17 protein-coding genes are annotated in these 21,572 nt (G+C 65.8%); 3 read left to right on the top strand and 14 right to left on the bottom strand.

What is annotated here, in order from left to right; translation table 11 throughout:
- Positions 1-83: 83 nt before the first annotated feature.
- The 10 genes from CK498_RS16005 to CK498_RS16050 all read right to left on the bottom strand — a co-directional run bounded on the left by CK498_RS16005 (position 84) and on the right by CK498_RS16050 (position 14,039).
- Positions 84-905 carry an alpha/beta fold hydrolase gene (locus CK498_RS16005; RefSeq protein ID WP_217987794.1) on the bottom strand — a complete coding sequence of 274 codons (822 nt, stop codon included), beginning with the start codon at positions 903-905 and terminating at the stop codon, positions 84-86.
- 138 nt (positions 906-1,043) lie between these two features.
- Entirely contained in the window at positions 1,044-1,487 is a 444-nt protein-coding gene (locus tag CK498_RS16010; protein ID WP_095621862.1) for a MarR family winged helix-turn-helix transcriptional regulator, read from the bottom strand.
- A gap of 105 nt (positions 1,488-1,592) precedes the next feature.
- On the bottom strand, positions 1,593-2,225 hold the full coding sequence (locus tag CK498_RS16015) for a c-type cytochrome (protein ID WP_095621863.1): 633 nt from the start codon (positions 2,223-2,225) through the stop codon (positions 1,593-1,595).
- Between the two features lie 5 nt (positions 2,226-2,230).
- Positions 2,231-3,493, bottom strand: coding sequence for a PQQ-dependent sugar dehydrogenase (locus CK498_RS16020; RefSeq protein ID WP_229359115.1), 1,263 nt, complete (start codon positions 3,491-3,493; stop codon positions 2,231-2,233).
- 160 nt (positions 3,494-3,653) lie between these two features.
- Complete coding sequence (locus CK498_RS16025; RefSeq protein ID WP_095621864.1) at positions 3,654-3,854, bottom strand: DUF2905 domain-containing protein; 201 nt, start codon at positions 3,852-3,854, stop codon at positions 3,654-3,656.
- Positions 3,855-3,952: 98 nt separating this feature from the next.
- Positions 3,953-7,102, bottom strand: coding sequence for a D-2-hydroxyglutarate dehydrogenase YdiJ (gene ydiJ, locus CK498_RS16030; RefSeq protein ID WP_095621865.1), 3,150 nt, complete (start codon positions 7,100-7,102; stop codon positions 3,953-3,955).
- A gap of 175 nt (positions 7,103-7,277) precedes the next feature.
- Positions 7,278-9,425, bottom strand: coding sequence for a TRAP transporter permease (locus tag CK498_RS16035; protein WP_095621866.1), 2,148 nt, complete (start codon positions 9,423-9,425; stop codon positions 7,278-7,280).
- A 238-nt stretch (positions 9,426-9,663) separates the two neighbouring features.
- The gene (locus tag CK498_RS16040; protein ID WP_095621867.1) at positions 9,664-10,683 is read right to left on the bottom strand and encodes a TAXI family TRAP transporter solute-binding subunit; all 1,020 of its coding nucleotides are present in this window, start codon (positions 10,681-10,683) and stop codon (positions 9,664-9,666) included.
- Between the two features lie 217 nt (positions 10,684-10,900).
- On the bottom strand, positions 10,901-12,274 hold the full coding sequence (locus CK498_RS16045) for a sigma-54-dependent transcriptional regulator (protein ID WP_095621868.1): 1,374 nt from the start codon (positions 12,272-12,274) through the stop codon (positions 10,901-10,903).
- Complete coding sequence (locus CK498_RS16050; RefSeq protein WP_229359116.1) at positions 12,264-14,039, bottom strand: sensor histidine kinase; 1,776 nt, start codon at positions 14,037-14,039, stop codon at positions 12,264-12,266. Before CK498_RS16050 ends, CK498_RS16045 begins: the two co-directional genes overlap by 11 nt.
- A gap of 238 nt (positions 14,040-14,277) precedes the next feature.
- Here CK498_RS16050 and serS point away from each other — a divergent pair, with 238 nt between their 5' ends.
- Positions 14,278-15,555: a serine--tRNA ligase gene (serS, locus tag CK498_RS16055; protein WP_095621869.1), complete on the top strand. Its 1,278-nt coding sequence runs from the start codon at positions 14,278-14,280 to the stop codon at positions 15,553-15,555.
- Positions 15,556-15,630: 75 nt separating this feature from the next.
- Here serS and CK498_RS16060 read toward each other — a convergent pair whose 3' ends face one another.
- Positions 15,631-16,410 carry an SIMPL domain-containing protein gene (locus tag CK498_RS16060; RefSeq protein WP_095621870.1) on the bottom strand — a complete coding sequence of 260 codons (780 nt, stop codon included), beginning with the start codon at positions 16,408-16,410 and terminating at the stop codon, positions 15,631-15,633.
- A gap of 176 nt (positions 16,411-16,586) precedes the next feature.
- Between CK498_RS16060 and CK498_RS16065 the strand changes: the two genes are divergently transcribed.
- Positions 16,587-17,720, top strand: coding sequence for an AI-2E family transporter (locus CK498_RS16065; RefSeq protein WP_095621871.1), 1,134 nt, complete (start codon positions 16,587-16,589; stop codon positions 17,718-17,720).
- Between the two features lie 19 nt (positions 17,721-17,739).
- Here the strand turns inward: CK498_RS16065 and trxA are convergent, their stop codons facing one another.
- A complete protein-coding gene (gene trxA, locus CK498_RS16070) occupies positions 17,740-18,063 on the bottom strand; it encodes a thioredoxin (protein ID WP_095621872.1) in 324 nt (107 codons plus the stop codon).
- A 269-nt stretch (positions 18,064-18,332) separates the two neighbouring features.
- Between trxA and cysB the strand changes: the two genes are divergently transcribed.
- Positions 18,333-19,304, top strand: coding sequence for an HTH-type transcriptional regulator CysB (gene cysB / locus CK498_RS16075; RefSeq protein WP_095621873.1), 972 nt, complete (start codon positions 18,333-18,335; stop codon positions 19,302-19,304).
- 78 nt (positions 19,305-19,382) lie between these two features.
- On the opposite strand, the gene CK498_RS16080 is transcribed toward cysB, so the two are convergent.
- Positions 19,383-20,003, bottom strand: coding sequence for a phosphoadenosine phosphosulfate reductase domain-containing protein (locus tag CK498_RS16080; protein ID WP_095621874.1), 621 nt, complete (start codon positions 20,001-20,003; stop codon positions 19,383-19,385).
- Positions 20,004-20,202: 199 nt separating this feature from the next.
- A complete protein-coding gene (gene pabB, locus CK498_RS16085) occupies positions 20,203-21,564 on the bottom strand; it encodes an aminodeoxychorismate synthase component I (RefSeq protein ID WP_095621875.1) in 1,362 nt (453 codons plus the stop codon).
- Between the last annotated feature and the right edge of the window lie 8 nt (positions 21,565-21,572).

Below are 21,572 nucleotides of genomic sequence, written 5' to 3' on the forward strand. Positions count from 1 at the left end.
GGCAGCCTTGCGTCGCCCGTTGTCGCTGAGTGACATCACACACAATGAATAGCGACCAGCACAGTCAGTCTCTTGGCTGTGTGTCACTCCCGGCTCAGAAAGGCGATGGTCTGACGAATCACCGCCGCGTCCCCGAGCAGGCGATTGTGTCCGCCATCATCCAGCCATATCGACGCTGTGTTGCCTGCCGTGGCATTGGCCCTGGCGTCAGCAAGAGGCACCACTGAATCGTTCTTGGCGTGGATCAACAGTACGTCCAGGTCCAGCTCTCGAAGGCTGAGGTCCACCCGGTAATGCGCTAGCGGTTCATCCAGTGCCGCGGAGATACGCGCTTCCATCCCCGCTAATGCCCGCCGCGACAGCCCCTGACGGCGCCCCTGGGCCAGCGCATAGGCGCGGGCTCCACTCGGCGCGCCGATCAAGACCGCCTTGCCCGTCTGCAGGCCGAAATCTCGCGCGGCGAGCACCGTCATCGCCCCGCCGACCGAATGAGCGACCACGCCATGCAGCGGGCCGACCGACTCGGCAACCGCGGCGATGGCTCGCGCCATGAGCGGAAGCGGGGCCTGCTCGCCGGTGGCGGCGCCGTGTGCCGGGAGGTCGAAGGCCACCACCGAGTAGCCGGCATCCAGCAGCGGTTTCACGAAGCCGCCCAGCGCATCGTGATCCTGCTCCCAGCCGTGCACCAGCAGCACAGGCGAGCCGGCTCCCAAGCGCCACACCGGCACCCGTACCTCATCGATGTCGACCATGACCGGCGTGCTTGCCGCAAAGGCGCGGGTCCAGCGGTGGTGGCGCCTGGAGCGGCGGGGGCGCATGAAGGCGCGTGCGCCCAGCGCCCCGAAGTAGCCCGGAAGCAGGCAGGAGAGGCCGCGCACGGTCAGTAGGTGAAGACGGCGTTGCATGGACATGGATCACCTCACGCTGTTGTGGCGTGAAGCCGTTGGGCAGCAGGCAAGCGGCATGGGCCACCAGCGTGTTTGCTGTGTACGCATATTCATCGCCTCCACATGTGTAACTACACGGCATTGGGTAAAAAAATATCACCCGCTGCGCACCAGCTTATCCAGCGTGCTCTGAGTCAATTGCCACTCGTCTCCGAGTCGCTGATGCATTGTCTGCTGGGCCTTTTCCCAATAGGGATAGGCCACTGCCAACCGCTGGCGACCCGCTTGGGTCAGTCGGGTGGCCCTGGCGCGGCGCCCCCCTTCGGGCCCCCGCTCGATCAGGCCCTCTTTTTCGAGGAGCTGGAGGTTGCGCACCAGGGTGGTACGCTCCATCGCCAACCACTCCGCCAGTAACGAGATGGAGTCGGGCGCCCCCTTGCCGATCGCGACAAGCAGGGTGAACTGGGTAATTCTCAACCCAGAAGGCCTCAGTGCGTCGTCAAAGACACGTGTGATGGTGCGTGCCACCATCCTGGCGCGGCGGCAGATACACTCACCGGCCACCAGATCCAGTGCTTCATTTGAAATCTCGTCGTCCATAGTGTGTATATACACTATAGGGGTTGACGCTGTCCACCCACATGCCGCCGTAACAAACACAAGGGGCAGCCTACATGGCTGCCCCTTGTGGTTTTGGGTGGCCGCCTACTCCTCGGCGTGCAGGTAAGTGAGGTAGTGGGCCATGGCTTCGATGTCTTCATCGGGGACGCCGCGCATCACGTCGATCATGGTGGTATCGGGGCCGCCGCGGGTGCGGTCGCGGTAGGCCACCATGGCGGCGAAGAGGTAGTCCTCGCGCTGGCCGGCCAGCCGCGGCATCTGCTCGCGGCCGCGGTAGTCGGACTGGTGGCAGCTGGCGCAGCGCTGCTGCGCGGCGAGTTCCTGGCCGCGGGCCTTGAGCTCGGAGTCGGGCTCGCCCTCGGGTGCGGCCACCGGCTGCTCGTGATAGTAGGCCGCCAGGGCCTGTATCTCGCCATCCGGCAGGCCGCGGGCCTGGGGCGTCATGACCTCGTTCTGCCGCAGGCGTTCGCGGAAGTAGATCATCTGGTTGACGATGGTCAGCTCGGGCTGGCCGGCAAGCGACGGCGTGCCGGCCTGCTGTGAGTTGCCGTCGCTACCGTGGCAGGCGCCGCACACCTGCAGCTGCTCCTCGAAGGGCAGGCCCACCGCCGGTGCATCCTCGGCGGCGGCGGGCAGGGCGAGGCTCAACCCCAGGGCAGCAGCGCCACCCCAGGCCACAAGAGCGCGCCGCCAGGGCGCGCGGGTGGTTAGCCGCATCGGCCTCACTCCTCCACGTAGTCAGGCGTTTCGTAGCTGATGCGGTAGATGGCGCCGTTGTACTCATCGGCGACCAGCAGTGCGCCGTCGGGCATCTGCAGCACGTCCACCGGGCGGCCGGCGAAGTCGTTCTCGCGCGGGTCGAGCAGCCCGACCATGAACGGTGAGATGGCGGCGCGCTCGCCGTCCTCGGAGATATGCGCAACCTGCATGTCATAGCCCACGCTCAGGGTGCGGTTCCAGGAGCCGCGGCGGGCGATGAACATGGCGTTCTGGTACTCCTCGGGGAACATCTCGCCGGTGTAGAAGCGCATGCCGAGGGCTGCGGCATGTCCACCCATCAGTGCGGCGGGCATGGTCACGCTGTCGCAGGCGCCTTCCGAGCCGAGGTCCGGGTCGATGATGCCGTGGGAGTGGCAGAACGGGAAGCCGAAGTGCTCGCCGCTCTCGCTGAGGCGATTGAGCTCGTCCTGGGGGCCGTGCTCGCCGAGCCAGTCCTGGCCGTTGTCGGTAAACCACAGCTCGCCGGTTTCGGGGTGGAAGTCGAAGCCGACACTGTTACGCACGCCGCGGGCTTCCACACGCATATCTGAGCCGTCGGGCTCGAAGCTGTGGATGGTGGCGTGGGTGTCTTCATCGACCTCGCAGCCGTTGCAGGGCGCGCCCACCGGCACGTAGAGCCGGCCGTCGGGGCCGAAGGCGAGGAATTTCCAGCCGTGGTGCTCGTCGTCGGGCAGGCCGAAGGCGTCGGTCAGCTCCTCGGGCTCGGGGATATCGCCGCCGTTGGCGAGGTGCGATTCGATATCGTCGTAGCGCAGGATGCGGTTGATGGCCGCCACGTAGAGGCTACCGTCCTTGAAGGCCACGCCGTTGGGCTGGGTGAGGCCCTCTGCGATGATCACGTGCTCGCGCTCCTCGCCGTCGTCGTTGTCGAGCACTGCATAGACGCGGCCGATGCCGCGGGTGCCGATGAATAGGGTGCCGTCGTCGCCGCGGGCCATCATCCGCGCACCGGGCATGCCGTGGGCCCAGATCTCGGCGCTGAAGCCGTCGGGCATGCGCAGGTGGTCGAGGGGGATGTCCTCCTCGGCGGTGACGGTCAGCGGTGTGGCGTGGGGTGCGAGCGGCGAGTCGGCCATGTCGGATGAGCGACCCTGGGCCCAGGCGGGTTCATGCTCGTCTGCCAGGGCAGTGGTGATGGTGGCGCTGAACAGTAGCCCTGCAGCGGAGATGGCAACGCTGAGAGGCATCAGGCGGGGGAGTGTCATAGCTGGCGATCCTTCTTAATTATGATTATAGAGGCGGTCGGGTGCCGCTAACTCAGCATAGACGCTCTCTGGAAAAGCAGTGATAGCCCTGGGCTGTTGTATTGATAGCGCTAGCCAATGGTGGCTCGGCTGGCGTGGCGCGGAGCCACGAACTGCAGCACTATCGGCCGGATAGCCACATGATCAGCGACAGCACCACGCTGACCAGGATCATGGTGGTGATGGGGAAGAAGAAGGAGAAGCCTTCGCGGCGGATGGCGATATCGCCGGGCAGCTGGCCGAAGGGCAGCTTGGAGAGCCACGGCCAGAGGATGCCGATGGCGACGATGATCAGGCCTATGAGGATCAGGCTGCGGGACATGGGGCCTCCCGAGGTTCAGAGCTCCTGGATGCTGTTTCGACCTGCGGCGGCCCGCGGGGAGTTCCCGCGGGCCACCATGTCTGGCCAGTAGCGAGCGCTTAGCCAGCGGCGCGCAGCGCACCCAGTAGCGCCTGCAGCGGGTGCGGCAGGGCCTGGTCGGAGAGCCGCTTGGCCTGGCTACGACATGAGTAGCCGGTGGCCAGCAGGCGCCCGGCGTTGGCGTCGTCGTCCACCAGCGGCTGCCACGAGAGGGCGTAGATCGCCTTGGAGGTCTCGAGGTTGCGCGCTTCGTGACCGTAGGTGCCGGACATGCCGCAGCAGCCGGTATTGACCAGCTCCAGCTCCAGGCCGAAGGCGGCGAACACCTGCTGCCACGCCTTGGGGCTGCCCGGTGCGTTGGTGGCCTCGGTGCAGTGGCTGAGCAGCCGGTAGCCGGGATCGTTGAGGGTCACGCCGTTGGGGGCCAGGCGCTTGGCCAGGCTGGGCGACTGGGTCACCAGCCACTCCTGCAGCATCAGCACCTCGGGCACGGCGTCCGCGCCCAGCGCCTTGACGTACTCCTGGCGGTAGGTAAGCGTCATCGCCGGGTCGATGCCGACCAGCGGCACGCCGTGCTCGGCCAGGGTGCGCAGGCGCTTGGCCTGCTTGGCGGCGGTGCGCTCGAAGGCGCCGAGGAAGCCCTGCACGTTGAGCGGCTTGCCGTTGGGCGAGTAGGGCGCCACGAACACCTTGACGTCGAGCCGACTGAGCAGCTCGACGATGTCCATCACCAGCCTAGCCTCGAAGTAGCTGGTGAAGGCGTCCTGCACCAGCACCACGCTGCGCGCCTTCTGCGCTTCGGTGAGCAGCCCCAGCGCGGTGGGCGTGGCCTCGGCAACGCCCCAGGCGGCCAGCTGCTTCTTGAGGCTGGCGCGGGACAGTCGCGGGCTGTCGACCATGCCAATGGGGCCGGCCAGCAGCCGGTCGACCAGGCGGGTACCCAGCAGGCCGTTGTAGAGCGGTGCCACCCGGGCCAGGCTCGGCACCATGAACTCCAGCCCGCCGATCAGGTAGTCGCGCAGCGGGCGCAGGTAGCGGCCGTGGTAGACCTCGAGGAACTGCGAGCGCACCTGGGGAATATTGACCTTGACCGGACACTGGCCGGCGCACGACTTGCACGCCAGGCAGCCGGCCATGGCGTCATAGACCTCGTGGGAGACGTCCGCCTCGCGTTTACGGCGCAGGCTGTTGAGGCTGCGCTTGGGCAGGTCCTTGATAAAGCCCCAGGCGCCCTCGGCCTTCTTCTTGCGCGCCTCCTCGACCAGGTCGATGCCGGCGGCGTCCTGCTGGCGCAGCCATTCGCGGATCAGGCTGGCACGGCCCTTGGGCGAGTGGACCCGCTCGCGGGTGGCCTTCCACGACGGGCACATGGCGTCATTGGGGTCGTAGTTGTAGCAGGCGCCGTTGCCGTTGCAGTACACCGCGGCGTCGTAGGCCTGCCACACCCGCTCGTCGATGGTGCGGTCGAGCTCGCCGCGAGTGGTCACGCCGTCGACGGTGAGCAGGCCGGGGTCGACGAGCCTTACCGCTTCTTCGGGTACGTCGCCGGTGGCCGGCGCTGAAGCGGCCGGCGTCGCAATCTTGCCCGGATTCAACTGGTTGTGCGGGTCGAAGGCCGCCTTGACGCGCTGCAGGCTGGGGTAGAGCTCGCCGAAGAACTTGGGCGCGTACTCGGAGCGCACGCCCTTGCCGTGCTCGCCCCACAGCAGGCCGTGGTACTTGTGGGTCAGCTCGGCGACCTCGTCGGAGAGCTCGCGGATCAGCGTCGCCTGTTCGGGGTCCTTCATGTCGATGGCCGGGCGTACGTGCAGCACCCCGGCGTCGACGTGGCCGAACATGCCGTAGTCGAGGCCGCGGGCGCTGAGCGCGTCGCGGAACTCGCCGATGAAGTCGGCGAGGTGCTCCGGGGGAACCGCAGTGTCTTCGATGAAGGCAATTGGTCGCTTCTCGCCCTTGGCGTTGCCGAGCAGGCCCACCGCGCGCTTGCGCATGGCGTAGACGCGCTTGATCGCTTCGCGGCCGACGGCCTGGGTGTAGCCGAGCCGCTCGACGCTGGTGTCCTCCTGCAGGTGCTGGCAGAACGCCTCGACCCGTGCCGCCAGGCGCTCGGGATCGTCGTCGTTGAACTCCACCAGGTTGATGCCGCGTACCGGCGTCTCGCCGCTTGGGAAGAACTCCGCCACGCTGTCCCACACGAAGTCGTCCATCGCCAGCAGCAGCACGGTGTCGTCGACGGTCTCGATGGAGGTGGGGCGGTCCTGCGAGCCGTCTTCATCGCCCATCAGCGCCTTGGCGTCGCGCAGCGCGTGCATGTAGTCGGCGTAGCGCACGTTGACCAGGGTGGCGTGCTTGGGGATCGGCAGCACGTTGAGCACCGCCTCGTTGAGCAGGCCCAGCGAGCCCTCCGAGCCGCACAGCAGGCTGTTGATATCCAGCCGGCCTTGGGCATCTCTCAGGTGCGCCAGGTCGTAGCCGGTCAGGCAGCGGTTGAGCGGCGGGAACTTGGCCGCGATCAGCTCGCGCTGGGTGTCGATGATCTCGCGGGCGGTGCGGTAGGCGCGGCCGGTGGCGTCGTCGCGGGCGCACAGCGCCTCGAGCTCGGTGTCGTCCACCGGGCGGCTGGTCAGGCGCTCGCCGCCGAGCAGCAGGGTGTCGAGCTCGAGCACGTGGTCGCGGGTCTTGCCGTAGGTGCAGCTGCCTTGGCCGCTGGCGTCGGTGGAGATCATGCCGCCAATGGTGGCGCGGTTGGAGGTCGAGAGCTCCGGGGCGAAGAACAGCCCGTGGGGCTTGAGCGCGGCGTTGAGCTGGTCCTTGACCACCCCGGCCTGGACCCGCACTCGGCGGTTCTCGACGTCGATCTCGAGAATCCGGTTCATATGCTTGGAGACGTCCACCACCAGGCCGTCGGTGAGCGACTGGCCGTTGGTGCCGGTGCCGCCGCCGCGCGGCGTGAGCACCACTCGGCGATGCTCGACCTGGCCGGCGAGGTGGGCGATGCGCTGCAGGTCCTCGGCGCCCTTGGGAAAGAGCACCGCCTGGGGCAGGCGCTGGTAGATCGAGTTGTCGGTGGCCATCACCGTGCGGTTGGCGAAGTCCGGGGCGATCTCGCCCTCGAAGCCGGCCGCCTTGAGCGCCTCGAGGAAGCGCAGGTAGTGGTCATCGAGGGCGGGCAGGGTGTCGGGTGCAGCGGTATCCAGTCGAGCGATCATCGGTGATATCAAGCCATCGGTCGCGGGCGTCGGCTGAATTAGCCGCGCGGGCTGTTGGAGTCGTGCCACTACTTTACCCGAGGCGGGGGCGGGTCGCATCCTGGCATGCTGGCGGCGCCACCACGCCATCGCGGCCGAGCGGCCGCGACAACATGCAGGACTCTACGGCTGGGCCTCAAGAGGCTGCCGTGGCTCCTTGGAGGTGTCCTGTCACTCGGCCCTTGCGAGAGCTCCAGGTCAGAATGCCCAGGAACAGCGCCATGCCCAAGGCGTCCAGCACCAGCAGTCCGTGGGGCCAGAGCATCAGGGTGCCGATCGGGAACATCGCCAGGCGCAGCCACCATGGCAACTCGTGCTCCAGGTAACCCTCCAACCCGGCGATGATGGCGTAAATGCCGAACAGCGCGAAGGCAAACACCTTGAGCATCTCCAGTGGCGTGCCGGTGATCATGGGCGACCAGACGAACAGCAAGGGAATGATGTAGAGCCCCTTGGCGATCTTCCAGGCGGTGAAGCCGGTGCGCATGGGTGGCGTCTTGGCGATGGCCGCGGCGGCGAAGGCAGTGAGGCACACAGGTGGGGTGACGTTGGAGTCCTGGGAGAGCCAGAAGATCACCATATGCGCTGCCACCAGTAGCATGGTCAGGGTGTGTGGCGACAGGGCCTGTTCATAGAGCTGGCTGCGGAAGTCGTCTGGCACCACGGCGAGCAGCTCACGGGCACTGGCAGCATCCATGGGCGCGTTCAACGCCTCGAGGTGCTCCGGGGCGGCCAGCATGAAGATTGCCCTGGCCTGCTCGGGCAGGTCGCCGGTCATCAGCAGTTCCAGCAGTTGGCCGTGAGCCATCAGGCCATATAGCGCCGGGGCGGAGAGGGTGCCCAAGACGATATAGGCGGCGGTGACCGGCAGCCCCATGCCCAGCACCAGGGAGGCGATGGCGATCAGTACCATGGTGATCAGCAGGCTGCCGCCAGCCCAGTCGGTGATCATCAGCGAGAAGGTGTTGCCGATGCCGGTGGTGGAGACCACGTTGACGATCAAGCCCACGGTGAGTAGCAGGATGGCGGTGGTCACCATATTACGGCTGCCGAGTACCAGGGCTTCGAGAATCGCCTTGGGGGTCATGGGTGACGTCGAAAGCCACGAGGCCACTACTACGGACAGAATGGCAATGCCTGCCGCGTAGGTAGGGGTATAGCCATAGATCAGCGATGCCACTAGTACCACTAGCGGCAACAGGAAATGCCAGCCGCCTTTGAGCACGTCGAGGAAGCGCGGCGCCTCCTCGGCTTCGATGTGCTGGGCGTTGCTGCGTTTGGCCTCGATGCGCACGAACATCGCTACCGAGAGGAAGTAGAGCAGCGCTGGCAGGGCTGCCACGCCGATTATGGTGAGGTAGGAGACCTGGGTGTAGGAGGCCATGATGAAGGCGCCGGCGCCCATTACCGGCGGCATCAGCTGGCCCCCGGTGGAGGCCGCGGCCTCGACGCCGGCGGCGAAGCGCGGTGGAAAGCCGGCCTTGCGCATCAGTGGGATGGTGATCACCCCGGTGGAGACGGTGTTGGCCACGCTGGAACCGGAGACCGAGCCCATCAGGCCCGAGGCGAACACCGCCACGAAGCCGGGGCCGCCGATGAAGCGTCCGGCGGCGCAGCGTGCCAGTTGAATGATGAAGTCGCCAGCGCCGGAGCGGACCAGGAAGGCACCGAACAGGATGAACATGAACACATAGGACCAGGAGATGCGGGCGATGGAGCCCAGCATGCCGTCGCCGCCCAGGTAGCTACGGAACAGCACCGTCTCCCAGTTGAGGCCCGGGAAGCCGAACACGCCGCTCACGAGGCTTCCCCACCAGGCCACGTAGGTCAACGCCACCAGACACAGTACTGGAATGAACCAGCCGGTGGTGCGACGGGCGAACTCCAGGATCAGGGCCAGGGCGACGATGGAAACGACCCAGTCGGCGGTGGAGAAGCGTACGCCACGGGCGTAGAGGGCGTCCTCGAAGCCGATCAGGTAGAAGGCGCAGCCCAGCGCCGCCAGGCCGAGCAGAATATCTACCGCCAGTACCAGACGCTGGCCGCCGGCAGTACGTGCCTTGAGCATCGGCACCGAGAGGGCGCAGAGCAGGCCGAACATGCCGAAGTGCAGGGCACTGATCCATATCTCGGAGAGGGTGCTCAAGGTGTTGAAGTAGAGGTGCGACAGGGCCACGACGATGGCCAGGGCGAACAGCACCTGGCCGAGCCAGGAGTGATCGAGGCGCTCGGAGGCTTCGCTTGCGGCTTCGTCGCGCACCTCGGGGGAGGGCGTTGTGTTCATGGGCGTTCTCGCAGGACAGGTATGGATGGGAGGGCTGGACCGTCGAACCTCGACCGGCAGTGTCACTAGGCTTTGCCGGATACAGGCCTTCATCGGTACGGGGCTGTTGCCGGTGACAAGCCTCCGAGAAGGCGCTGTGAACCCCTCCCTGGGCGCTACTTTTTCCTTCCCTGGAAAAAGACCTTCTCTTCGGCTTGTCCCCGGCCGCCCCTTCAGAGGCTCACTTCACCGTTCTTGCTTAGCCCTCGAGCAGATGCTCGGGTATCTCCAGCCCTTGCTCCTGGAAGTAGCGGGCCGCCCCGGGGTGCAGCGGCATGGGCAGGCCATTCAGGGCACTCTCCAGGGCCATGTCGCGGGTCGCCGGGTGGATGTTGTGAAGGAACGGCAGGTTCTCGAACATCGCCTTGGTGATCTGGTAGACGTGCTCTTCGGGCACATCGGCATTGACCACCAGGATGTTGGGCTGGGCGATGGTGCTTACCGCTTGGTCCTGGCCGGGGTAGGTGTCGGCAGCGATCTCGAACGCAGACCAGACCGGGTACTCTCTATTGATGCGCTCGAGCTGTTCTTCCGTGACATTCAGAATGGAAATATCGCTGCCCATATTGGCGAAGGCGCTGGTCACCGCTGAGGCGGGAGCGCCGGCGGGGATGTTCATGCCGGCGATATTGCCGTTCTGCATGGAATCTGCGCTGGGCCCATAGCCGAGATAGGCCAGATCCATCTGCTCCGGGTCGATCCCAAGACCGGCAAGAATTTGCCGACCGGACCCTTCGGTACCGGAGTTACGGGCGCCGATGGAGAAGCCGCGACCGTAGAGCTGGTCCAGATCGTCGATCGTGCCCGTCTCGATGAGGTTGCTGCGTATTACGAAGTGCTCGACGTTCTGCCACAGCATGGAGACCGAGCGAACATTGTCGTAGGCCTTGGGTACTGGCCCCTCGCCGTGCCAGGCCCAGGCGCCATAGAGGGCTTGGAGAATGCCGAACTGGGCCTGGTCGTCGTCCATCAGGCGCAGGTTCTCGGCGGATCCGGCGGAGCTGATGGCCGCCACCGTGATGTTGTGGGTCGGCTCCAGCTTGACCCGTACCAGGGTCGAGAGGGCCACGCCGACCGGGTAGAAGGTGCCGCCGGTGGTGGCTGTGCCCATGATGTACTGACCGCCTTCGTCGTTGGCGCTGGCGCTAATGGTTGTAAAGCCAAGGGCAGCAGCGGTGGCAAGGCCGAGAGCGGACTTGAGGAACTGGCGTTTTTGCATGGAAGTCTCCGTATCGACGTCGGATGGTTATGGTTATGTGGCGTCTCGACGTAGCGATAACCTTGCCAATCGGAGGTTTATCTTTCTTTATCAATCGATTAATGCTCGGAAGCAGCGAGTGAGGCTAGCCGCGACGAGCCTGGATCGGCGAGTTCTTGCCGACGTCATCGGGCATCATCGGCAAGTTCTTGCCGATGATGGGGGCAGGAGCAAGACGTCAGGAGGGGGCGTCTTTGCCGAGGAAGGCCTCACGACGCAACCCATACTTCTGCATCTTCTGGTTGAGGGTGCGGCGCGGGAGGTCCAACTCCTCCATCACAGCCTGAATGTTGCCGGAATGACGACTCAGGGCGGCGCGTAGCAGCGCTGCCTCGAAGGTGGTCACCAGGGCGGCGAGGGAATCTTGCTGCGCCGAATCGCTCGTCGCGAGGCAGGGTATGTCGAGGCCGAGCACGTAGCGGGTGGCGGCGTTGCGCAACTCGCGCAAATTCCCCGGCCATGAGTGTTGCTCCAGGGCGCGCAGCAACTCGCTGTCGCTGTGTCGCAGGGGGCGGTCGTGGACCTCGGCGGCCTGGCGGCAGAAGTGCTGGAACAGCAGGGCGATATCTTCGCGCCGCTCACGCAGGGGAGGAATGGTCAGTTCGGCAATGGCCAGCCGATAGTAGAGGTCTTCCCGGAACTGCCCTTCACTGGCTAGCGCCTGCAGATCGACCTTGGTCGCTGCCACCACGCGCAGGTCGATAGGGCGTACCTCGTTGCTGCCCAGGCGGGTGATCTCACCCTCTTGGAGGGCGCGCAACAACTTGACCTGGGCGGCCAGCGGCAGGGATTCGACTTCGTCGAGGAACAGAGTGCCACCGCTGGCGTACTCCAGTTTGCCGATGCGGTGCTCCAGAGCGCCGGTGAAGGCGCCCTTCTCGTGGCCGAACAGTTCCGACTCGATCAGCTCCGAGGCCATGGCGCCGCAGTTGAGTGCCACGAAGGCGGTATCCTGCCCCGGGCCGTTGTCGTGCAGGCAGCGCGCGACAACCTCCTTACCACTGCCGGTTTCGCCAAGCACCAGTATATTGGCTCGAACCGGCGCCAGGTTCATCAGCTGTTCGCGCAAGCGCACGATGGCTGGTGCCTGGCCGAGCAGCCGAGTGGCCAGACCGCCTTCACGAAGCGCCTGGCGCAGGCGGCTGTTCTCCAGCGCCAGGCGGCGGCGCTCCAAGCCACGGCGTATACACTCTTCGAGGCGCTCCGGAGCGAAGGGCTTCTCGACGAAATCCCAGGCCCCGGCTTGCATTGCCGCCACCGCCATGGGCACATCGCCATGCCCGGTGATCAGCACCACCGGGGGTGGCGCGTCGAGTCTTTGCACTGCATCGAGTAGTGCCAACCCGTCCATGCCCGGCATCCTGACATCGCTGACCAGCACACCGCAGGCCGCGTTGGCCTGTAATGCGTCGAGTGCTGCCTGAGCACGAGCGAAGGTTCGCACTTCGAGCTCCGAGACCTCCAGCCACTGGCTCAGGGATTCACGCACGACGGGGTCGTCGTCGACCAGCCAGATTGGCAGGGACGGTATGGGTGCCAGCTCATCGCTCATGGCCGGTGTCTCCTTCCAAGGTCAACAGTTCTACCTGGAACCAGGCGCCACCCGCTTGGCGATTGCCGGCGGTGATGCGACCGCCGAGATCCTGGACGATGCCGTAGCTGATGAATAGCCCCAGGCCGAGACCGTCGCCGACCGCTTTGGTGGTGTAGAAAGGATCGAAGAGCTTCTCGAGTGCGGTAGTGTCGATGCCAGGCCCATTGTCGGTGATAGTGAGCACCAAGCGTGCGGCCGATACCTCGACCGTGATGGTCAGCATAGGCGACGCGACGTTGCGCAGGGCGTCCAGGGCATTGCGCAGTAAATTGGTCAGCAGCTGCTCGATGCGCACCTCATCACCTGCTACCCATGGAATGGCACCTGACGTGGTCTCGGGGGATGATATCCGAAGCGTGACGCCCTGCTGCTTGATGCGCTCGTCGAGCAACTCGAGAACGAAACCCAGCCGAGCCATGAGATCCACGGGCTCTCGGGCACCGCCCTTGCGAGCGAACAGCTTGAGTTGGCGGATCAGGGTGCCGAGGCGCTCGCAAAGCGCCTGGATACGCTGAAAATTCTCCTCGGCCGCATCGCCCCGGCCGCGGGCGAGCAGCCGCTCGCCGTTGGCGGCATAGGTATGAATCCCCAGCAGAGGCTGGTTGAGCTCGTGGGCGATGCCGGCCGCCATGGTGCCCAGGGCGGCCAGCTTACCGGCCTGGACCAGTTCGGTCTGAGCCTCCTGGAGCTCGCGGGTGCGCTCTGTCACGCGGGCTTCGAGGCGTTCGTTGGCCTCGTGGATGATACGCGCCTCGCGGTCGCGCAGCCGTTGGCGTTTCTGGCGCTCACGCAGCCATAGCCCCAGCAGTAGCAAGGCCAGCGTGGAGCCGGCGGCGGCCAGCAGGGCATTGCGTGCGCTCACATAGAGGGGGCGTACTGGTACCAGGTAGTGCATGGTCCAGCCTAGGGTGGCTTGGTCGAGGGACATGTTCAGAAAACGCTCGGCGTGCCCCTGGTTACCCGTCTTGAGCGAGCCGTCGCGAAGTCGCTCACCAAGGGCAGGTAGCGGGTGATCCATGAACTGCCGCTGCTCATGGATCTCCTCACGCGCCTGGGTGGATAGCTCACCCAAGCGGTGATAGCGCCAGTCTGGACGGCTCGACAGGATGACCACGCCATTGGCGTCGGAAAGCAGTACCTTCTCGCCAGCCTGACGCCAGCTCTCTTGAAGATTCTCCAGTGAAACCTTGAGTGCCAGCACGCCCTGGGGGCGCCCGTCGTTGCCGCCTTCCACCGCGGCGGAGATGAAGTAGCCGGGGCGGCCAGTGGTGCTGCCGATGGCGTAGAACTCGCCCTGGCCGCTGCTCATGGCATCGCGAAAATAGGGCCGGAAGGCGTAGTGGTGGCCGAGGAAACTATCGTCCGTGGCGTGGTTGCTGGCTGCCACGGTTACCCCCTGGGCATCCATCAGGAAAATCGCCTCGGCACCCGAGCGTTCGGCCACCTCCGCCAAGTGAGCGTTGACTTGGTCGGCGAAGATACCGACATCATCCATCAGCGCGGCCTGTACCAGCGGTTGCCGGCCGAGCAGCCTCGGGAGGTAGGCGAAGCGCTCCAGCGCTCCCTCAAGACTGCTGCTGTAGAGCGCCAGTCGATTCTGGGCATGGCGCTCGGCATCTTGCATCGCTTGGGTGTACTGCCACTGCCAGATCAACCAGAGCCCTGCCAACACCAGCAGTGCCAGGCCGGTGAACGCAGCAATGCCCCAGTTGCGCATATTCATGGGGTGCTGCTCGTGGAGAGAGGGCAGTGTGGTCGCGTGTCGGGCATCTGGCTTCCGGGGGTCGACATGGGACAATGATGATAGGGCGTCGCCAGGATTTGGCAACGTTGAAGGGGGGAGGTAATCACAGCCTGATACCGGGAGCTGGCCGCTGTGCGTGGCGCCCCTTGTGCCTTTTCCCTACAATAAGCGCCTGATTGGTAATTACCCACCACCGAATTGCGACGGACAGGATTCCATGCTCGATCCGAAACTGCTGCGTGGTGACCTCGAACAGGTTGCCCAACGATTGGCCACGCGTGGCTTTACCCTCGATACCGCGCGACTCGAGGCGCTGGAATCCCGGCGTCGCGAGATCCAGACCGAGACCGAGACCCTGCAGAACGAGCGCAACACGCGCTCCAAGGCGATCGGCAAGGCCAAGGCCGCAGGTGAGGACATCCAGCCGCTGCTCGATGAAGTCAGCGACCTGGGCGAGCGCCTGGACGCTGCCAAGGCGCGCCTGGTCGAGGTGCAGGCCGAGTGGGATGCGGCAGTGGTGGGGCTGCCCAACTTGCCCCATGAGAGCGTGCCGCAAGGCGAGAGCGAGGAGGAGAACGTCGAGCTGCACCGCTGGGGCACGCCGCGGACCTTCGACTTCGAGGTGCTCGATCACGTCGACCTGGGCGCCAAGTGCGCCAACCTCGACTTCGAGCTGGCGGCCAAGCTGACCGGCTCGCGCTTCGCGGTGATGCGCGGCGAGATCGCCCGCCTGCACCGCGCGCTGACCCAGTTCATGCTCGACGTCCAGACCCTCGAGCACGGCTATGAAGAGTGCTACGTGCCCTACATGGTCAACGAGGCGTCGCTAACCGGCACCGGCCAGCTGCCCAAGTTCGGCGAGGATCTGTTCAAGCTCGACGACGAGCGCGGCTTCCACCTGATCCCCACTGCCGAGGTGCCGCTGACCAACTTCGCCCGCGACGAGATCCTCGACGCCAAGGCGCTGCCGATGAAGCTCACCGCGCACACACCGTGCTTTCGTAGCGAGGCGGGCTCCCACGGCCGCGATACCCGCGGCATGATCCGCCAGCACCAGTTCGACAAGGTGGAGATGGTGCAGCTGGTCGATCCGGCCACCAGCTACGACGCCCTGGAGGAGATGCGCGGCCATGCAGAGGCGATCCTGCAGAAGCTCGAGCTGCCCTACCGGGTGGTGACGCTGTGCACCGGCGACATGGGCTTCGGCGCCGCCAAGACCTACGACCTGGAAGTGTGGCTGCCCAGCCAGGAGACCTACCGCGAGATCTCCTCGGTCTCCAACTGCGAGGACTTCCAGGCGCGGCGCATGCAGGCGCGTTTCCGCCACCCGGAGCAGAAGAAGCCGCAGCTGCTGCATACCCTCAACGGCTCCGGCCTGGCGGTGGGCCGCTGCCTGCTGGCGGTGATGGAGAACCACCAGCAGGCCGATGGCTCGATCGCCATCCCCGCCGCGCTGCGGCCTTATATGGGTGGCGTCGAAGTGATTAACGCGTAAGACGTTCCATACGCGCTAACCCCACCGATGGTGGGGTTAGCGATTCTTCCCTCTTCCTTCTTCGCTCTTGCTTCTTCAGTCCTGAATTTCCCAGCTAACGCTGACCTCGGCGTCGATGGCGATGGTGCCGGGGCGGTATTCGGCGCCGGCGCCCTGGCTCTCCATGGCGTCGGCGCGCATCGCCATCATGCGCGGCATGAACACCGGCGACTGCACCTCACTCACACTGGTCACGCTGCCCAGGCTCACCTCCAGGGTGTCGGCCATCAGCTGTGCCTTATGGCGGGCCTTCTCCAGCGCCTGGGTCAGGGCGCGGTCGGTGGCGGCGTCGCGGTCGTGAAGGTCGTACTGCACGCCGTCCAGCGCGTTGACGCCGGCCTCGGTGAGGGCATCGAGGATCACCGGCAGCTGCTCGAGGTCGTCGATGGTCAGGGTGATCGGCCGCTCGAGCTGGGTGCGCACCAGGGTCTCGCGCTCGCCATCCTGCTGGCGCGGCGCATTGATATGGTCGGGCCGCACGTTGAGTGAGCCGGCGCTGATGGCGTCGCGCTCCAGGCCGGCCTCTTCCAGGGTGCGGATCAGCTCGCCGGTGCGCTCCTCGAGGCGCTCGCGGGCCTCGCGCAGGGCGTCGGGGTCGGTCTGCTGGTCGTCACCGGCGGCTACCGCCGGGGTGCGCTCCCACAGCCGCGCGCTGAGGCTGGCCTTGTCGGGGGTTACCTCGACGCTGGACTGGGCCTGGACGCTGAGGCGTGACTCCTGGGGACGGGGCATGTCGGCTATCGCCAGCGGGGCACTGAGGCTGGCGGCGAGCAGCAGTGCCAGCGGCAAACCCAGGCGAGAACGGTTGAGTGTCATGGTGTGGCCTCCTTGCAGGTAGTGTGTGTGGCTTCGAGCGCGCTGCGGGGGAGCGGTTCCCGGACGGTGCGTGTCTGCACGGTGTTTCCCCAATCAGGATGGCAGCGGCGCGGCGGATTTGTCTCGGCGTGCAACTGCGGCCATCATGAAGGACAATTATAACGCCAGGAAGGCTCATGGATCCCGACTCGAATCAGCATACCCGTACCATCCCGCTCAACCTGACCCTGGCGCTGGCCGCGCTGGTGGTGATCATCGGCGGGATGAAGGCTGGCGCCGACCTGCTGGTGCCGCTGCTGCTGTCGCTATTCATCGCCGTGGTGTGTACCGCACCGGTGCAGTGGCTCAACCGCCTTGGCCTGAGCCTGCGCAAGTCGGTCTGCGTGACCCTGCTGGTGATCGGCTCTTTCCTGCTGCTGCTGATGCTGCTGCTGGCCAATACCTTCAGCACCTTCATCGCCGCGCTGCCGGGAATCGAGGAGCAGGCCTACGCCTACTACTATGAGCTGCTCAACTGGCTGGCCAGCCGCGGTATGTCGGTGCGGCCCGAGCAGTTCGCCGAGTGGTTCGATGATGTCAATGCCACCCAGATGGTGCCGACCTTCCTCGGCCACCTGGGCAACCTGCTGGTTCAGAGCGTGATCGTCGGGCTGCTGGTGGTGTTCATGCTGTTCGAGACGCTCAATTTTCGTGACAAGGTGACCCAGGCGCTGCTCGACCCGGCGCCGAGCCTGCGCCGGCTCAGCGAATTCAGCCTGACCCTGAAACGCTACCTGGCGGTGAAGACCGTGATCAGCCTGGTCACCGGTGTGCTGGTATGGATCGCCTGCGTGGTGGTGGGGGTGGGCTTTCCACTGCTGTGGGGCACGCTGGCCTTTGGCCTCAACTTCATTCCCAACATCGGCTCGGCGCTGGCGGCGATTCCGCCGGTACTGTTGCTGCTGGTGTCGCCGGACGCCGGCTGGGGCTCGGCGGTGGTGCTGGCACTCTGCTATCTGGCGATCAACTTCGTGATGGGCAACCTGGTCGAGCCGCGGGTGATGGGCCGCGCGCTGGGGCTGTCGACCTTCGTGGCGTTTCTATCATTGGTGGTGTGGGGCTGGATACTCGGCACGGTGGGCATGCTGCTCTCGGTGCTGCTGACCATGACCCTCAAGATCGCCCTCGATAGCCACCCGGACACGCGCTGGATCGCACGGCTGCTGGGGCCGGGGGCGGAGAAGAAGGCGGCGGGCGACGAGATTTTGCCGGGGCGGGTGCGCCTCAAACGACGGCGCCCCGATGATGAGGATCATCGGGGCGCCGAATAGCGACATGGCGTCGCTGCGATCAGGCGTTCTGCTCGATGAACTGCGCGAGCTGAGACTTTGACTGCGCGCCAACCAGTGAGGCGACCTTGGCGCCGGACTTGAACAGCATCACGGTGGGCACGCCACGCACGCCGTGCTCGGCGGCGATTTCCGGGGCATCGTCGACGTTGACGCTGACGACCTTGAGGTTATCTGCGCGCTCATCGGCGACTTCATCGACCACGGGCGCCATCATCTTGCAGGGGCCGCACCAGGGTGCCCAGAACTTCAGCAGGACAGGCTTGTCGGCCTTGAGGACCTCCTGCTCGAAGTTGGCAGTGGTGACATCGACGTTATTAGCCATGTGAATCTCCAGTTGCTTTGCGCTTTGTCGAGCGTGCTTTCGCAAGGTTAGCTGACCGATGTTAGCGGCAGCCTGCGTTGCTGGCAAATATCGCCTGGCCAATACCGATGATAGCGGGGAGCTATCGGAAGGTGCCAGCGAGGCGGATCCCGCGCCGTTACGGCACCTGGCTTTATATGCTATAAAGTAATTTATAAATTCAGGCTTATTGCCTTGTCGTATTAGGCGGCCGATTTTTGCGGCCGGCCCAACAGCAAGAGGTTTCGGGGATGAAACTGCAGCAGCTGCGCTATATCTGGGAAGTCACGCGCCACAACCTCAACGTATCCGCCACCGCCCAGAGCCTGTACACCTCGCAGCCGGGGATTTCCAAGCAGATCCGCCTGCTCGAGGACGAGTTGGGGGTGGAGATCTTTGCCCGTAGCGGCAAGCACCTGACCCGAGTGACCCCGGCCGGGGAGGCGATCATCGAGCTGGCCGGCCAGGTGCTGCGTACCGCTGAGAACATCAAGCAGGTGGCCCAGGAGCACAGCGACGAGCGCCGCGGCAGCCTCTCTATTGCCACCACCCATACCCAGGCGCGCTATGCACTGCCGCCGGTGATTCACGACTTCACCCACAAGTACCCCGACGTGGCGCTGCACATGCAGCAGGGCACACCCAAGCAGATCGCCCAGATGGTCAGCGAGGGGCATGCCGACTTCGCCATCTGCACCGAGGCGCTGGAGCTGTTCAACGACCTGGTGCTGCTGCCGTGCTACCGCTGGAACCGCTGCGTGCTGGTGCCCCAGGGGCATCCGCTGGCGGATGTCGAGACGCTGACCCTGGAGGCGCTGGCCGAGTATCCGCTAGTCACCTATGTGTTCGGCTTCACCGGCCGCTCGCAGCTCGACGACGCCTTCAAGGCCCGCGGCCTGACTCCCAACGTGGTACTCACCGCCGCCGATGCCGATGTGATCAAGACCTATGTGCGGCTCAAGATGGGGGTGGGCATCGTCGCGCACATGGCGGTGGACCCGGAGGCCGACAGCGACCTGGTGGCGCTGGATGCCAGCCATCTGTTCGCCAGCTCCACCACCAAGATCGCCATTCGCCGTGGCACCTTCATGCGCGGCTATATGTACGACTTCGTGCAGGGCTTCGCCGCCCACCTCGACCGCGACAGCGTGGATGCCGCGCTGGCCGCCGGCCCGCGCCATGAGCAGGAGCTATTCGAGAAAGTCGAGCTGCCGACGCGCTAAACGCGCATCCGACAACAGCAAAAGGCCCGGCCGGTAGTGTTCTACCGGGCGGGCCTTTCGTTTAACTGGACGATGGTGTCAGTGCTGGAGGTGCAACCCGCACTCTCTTTTCTCTTCCACCTTGGTGGGGTCGAAGTAGTCGAAGTTGTTGGGCAGGTCGTGCTGCTGCAGGTACTGGTACATCTCCTTCGCGGTCCAGTGCAGCACCGGGGCGACCTTGATCAGGCCGTCGGCGTTGCGCGAGACCGGCTGCATGCGGGCGCGCTCGGCGGTGTCTTCGGCGCGTAGCGCGGTAAACCACACCTCGGGAGCCATCTCGCGTAGCGCGCGCTGGAAGGGCTCGAGCTTGACCTCTTCGGTGAAGGCGGCGTGGCGCGGGTCGTCGATGCCGGGAAAGTCGCCTTCCAGGGCTTCACGATGGGCGCGGGAGCGCTGCGGGTGGTAGGTGATCAGGTTGAGGCCGAGGCGCTTGACGACCTCGTCGACGAAGCGATAGGTGGCCTCGGTGTTGTAGCCGCTGTCCATCCACACCACCGGGATGTCGGGCTGTACCTGGGTGACCATATGCAGGATCACCGCTTCGAAGGGGCGGAAGTTGGTGGTGCAGATGGCGCGCTTGCCGAGGCTAAGTGCCCAGCGGGTGAGGGCCTCGGGGTCGTTGCCGTACTGCTGGTTGATGCTGTCGATATCGAGTTCCATTACCTGGCTCCTGAAGGGAAACGCCGCACGATGTGTAAAGCGCTTCCATAGGCGGAGAACCGCCGCTCTGGTGTATGGCGCCAGATTACCAAAGGCGGTGGGCAACGCCCCAATATCGTTTGGTTAGGTCGTTATATAGCGAAAAGCAAGTTTGTGGCTGCCCTGTTAGTGCAGAACGTGCTAAGGGGCGGCGCTGGTGTCAATGCGCGGCGCTGTCGTGGTCCAGGGCACCCAGCAGATGGCGGATCTTGTCCAGGGTCTCGTGGTACTCGGCCTCTTCGTCGGAGTCGGCGACCAGGCCGCCGCCGCCCCACAGGTGTAGCTGGCCGGCATCGGCCACTACGGTGCGGATAGCAATCGAGGTATCCATGTGGCCGCGCTGGTCGACGTAGCCGAGGCTGCCGCAGTAGGCGCTGCGCCGGCTGGGCTCGAGCTCGTCGATGATCTGCATGGCGCGCACCTTGGGTGCGCCGGTGATCGAGCCGCCGGGGAACGAGGCCGCCAGCAGGTCGAGGGTCGAGCGCCGCGTGGCCAGCTCGCCGCGCACGCTGCTGACCAGGTGGTGGACGTTGGCGTAACTCTCCAGGCCGCATAGCTGTGGTACCCGTACGCTGCCGGGGCGGCACACCCGGCCCAGGTCGTTGCGCAGCAGGTCGACGATCATCACGTTCTCGGCGCGGTCCTTTTCGCTGGTCAGCAGCGCCTCGGCCAGGCGGTGATCCTCCTCCGGCGTGGCGCCGCGCGGGCGGGTGCCCTTGATTGGCCGCGCCTCGACTTGGCCGTGGTGGGCCTGCAGGAAGCGCTCCGGCGACAGCGACAGCACCGCCTTGTCGTCCCACGCCAGGTAGCCGGCGAAGGGCGTGGGGGTGGCTCGGCGCAGGCGCAGGTAGGCCTGCCACAGGTCGCCGTGGTAGGGCGCGCTGAAGCGCTGGGCGAGGTTGATCTGGTAGCAGTCGCCGGCCTGGATGTAGTCCTTCACGCGGCGGAAGCGCTGGCCGTAGCCGTCGCGGTCGAGCTCGGCGGCGAACGGCGCGGTGATCTTGAACGGCGCGCCCTCTGGCGCCGCTGCGGCCAGCCACTGTTCGACCTCGGCGCGGCGCGCGGCGCTGGCCACCAGCCAGCTCTGCTGGCGCTGGTGGTCCTGGATCAACGCCCAGTCGTAGAGGCCGACGCGGCTCCAGGGCAGGGCGGTGGCGCTGCGGGCGGCGCCGTCGAGCGGTTCCAGGCAGCGGCCGAAGTCGTAGCTCCAGAAACCGATCAAGCCGCCGAGGAACGGCAGCTCGCTGTCGGGCGGGTCGCACCTGAGGCTGGCCAACAGCGCCTTCTGCGCCTCGATGGGCGTGCCCGGCAGGGGCTTGCCCTGGGCGTCGCGGGCCTGGCCGCGGGTGTCGATCTCGAGGGTCTCGAGGGGGCGCGCGCTGAGGATGTCGTAGCGGCCGCCGGGGCCATGGGGGCGGCCGCTATCGAGCAGCACCGCGCCAGGCTGCTGGCGCAGGGCGGCAAAATAGCCCAACGGGTCGGGCTGATAGGGCAGGGCGGTGATCTCGAGTGGTGATGTCATGCGCGGCA

The organism is Halomonas salipaludis (assembly GCF_002286975.1).
Classification (GTDB): Bacteria; Pseudomonadota; Gammaproteobacteria; order Pseudomonadales; family Halomonadaceae; genus Franzmannia; species Franzmannia salipaludis.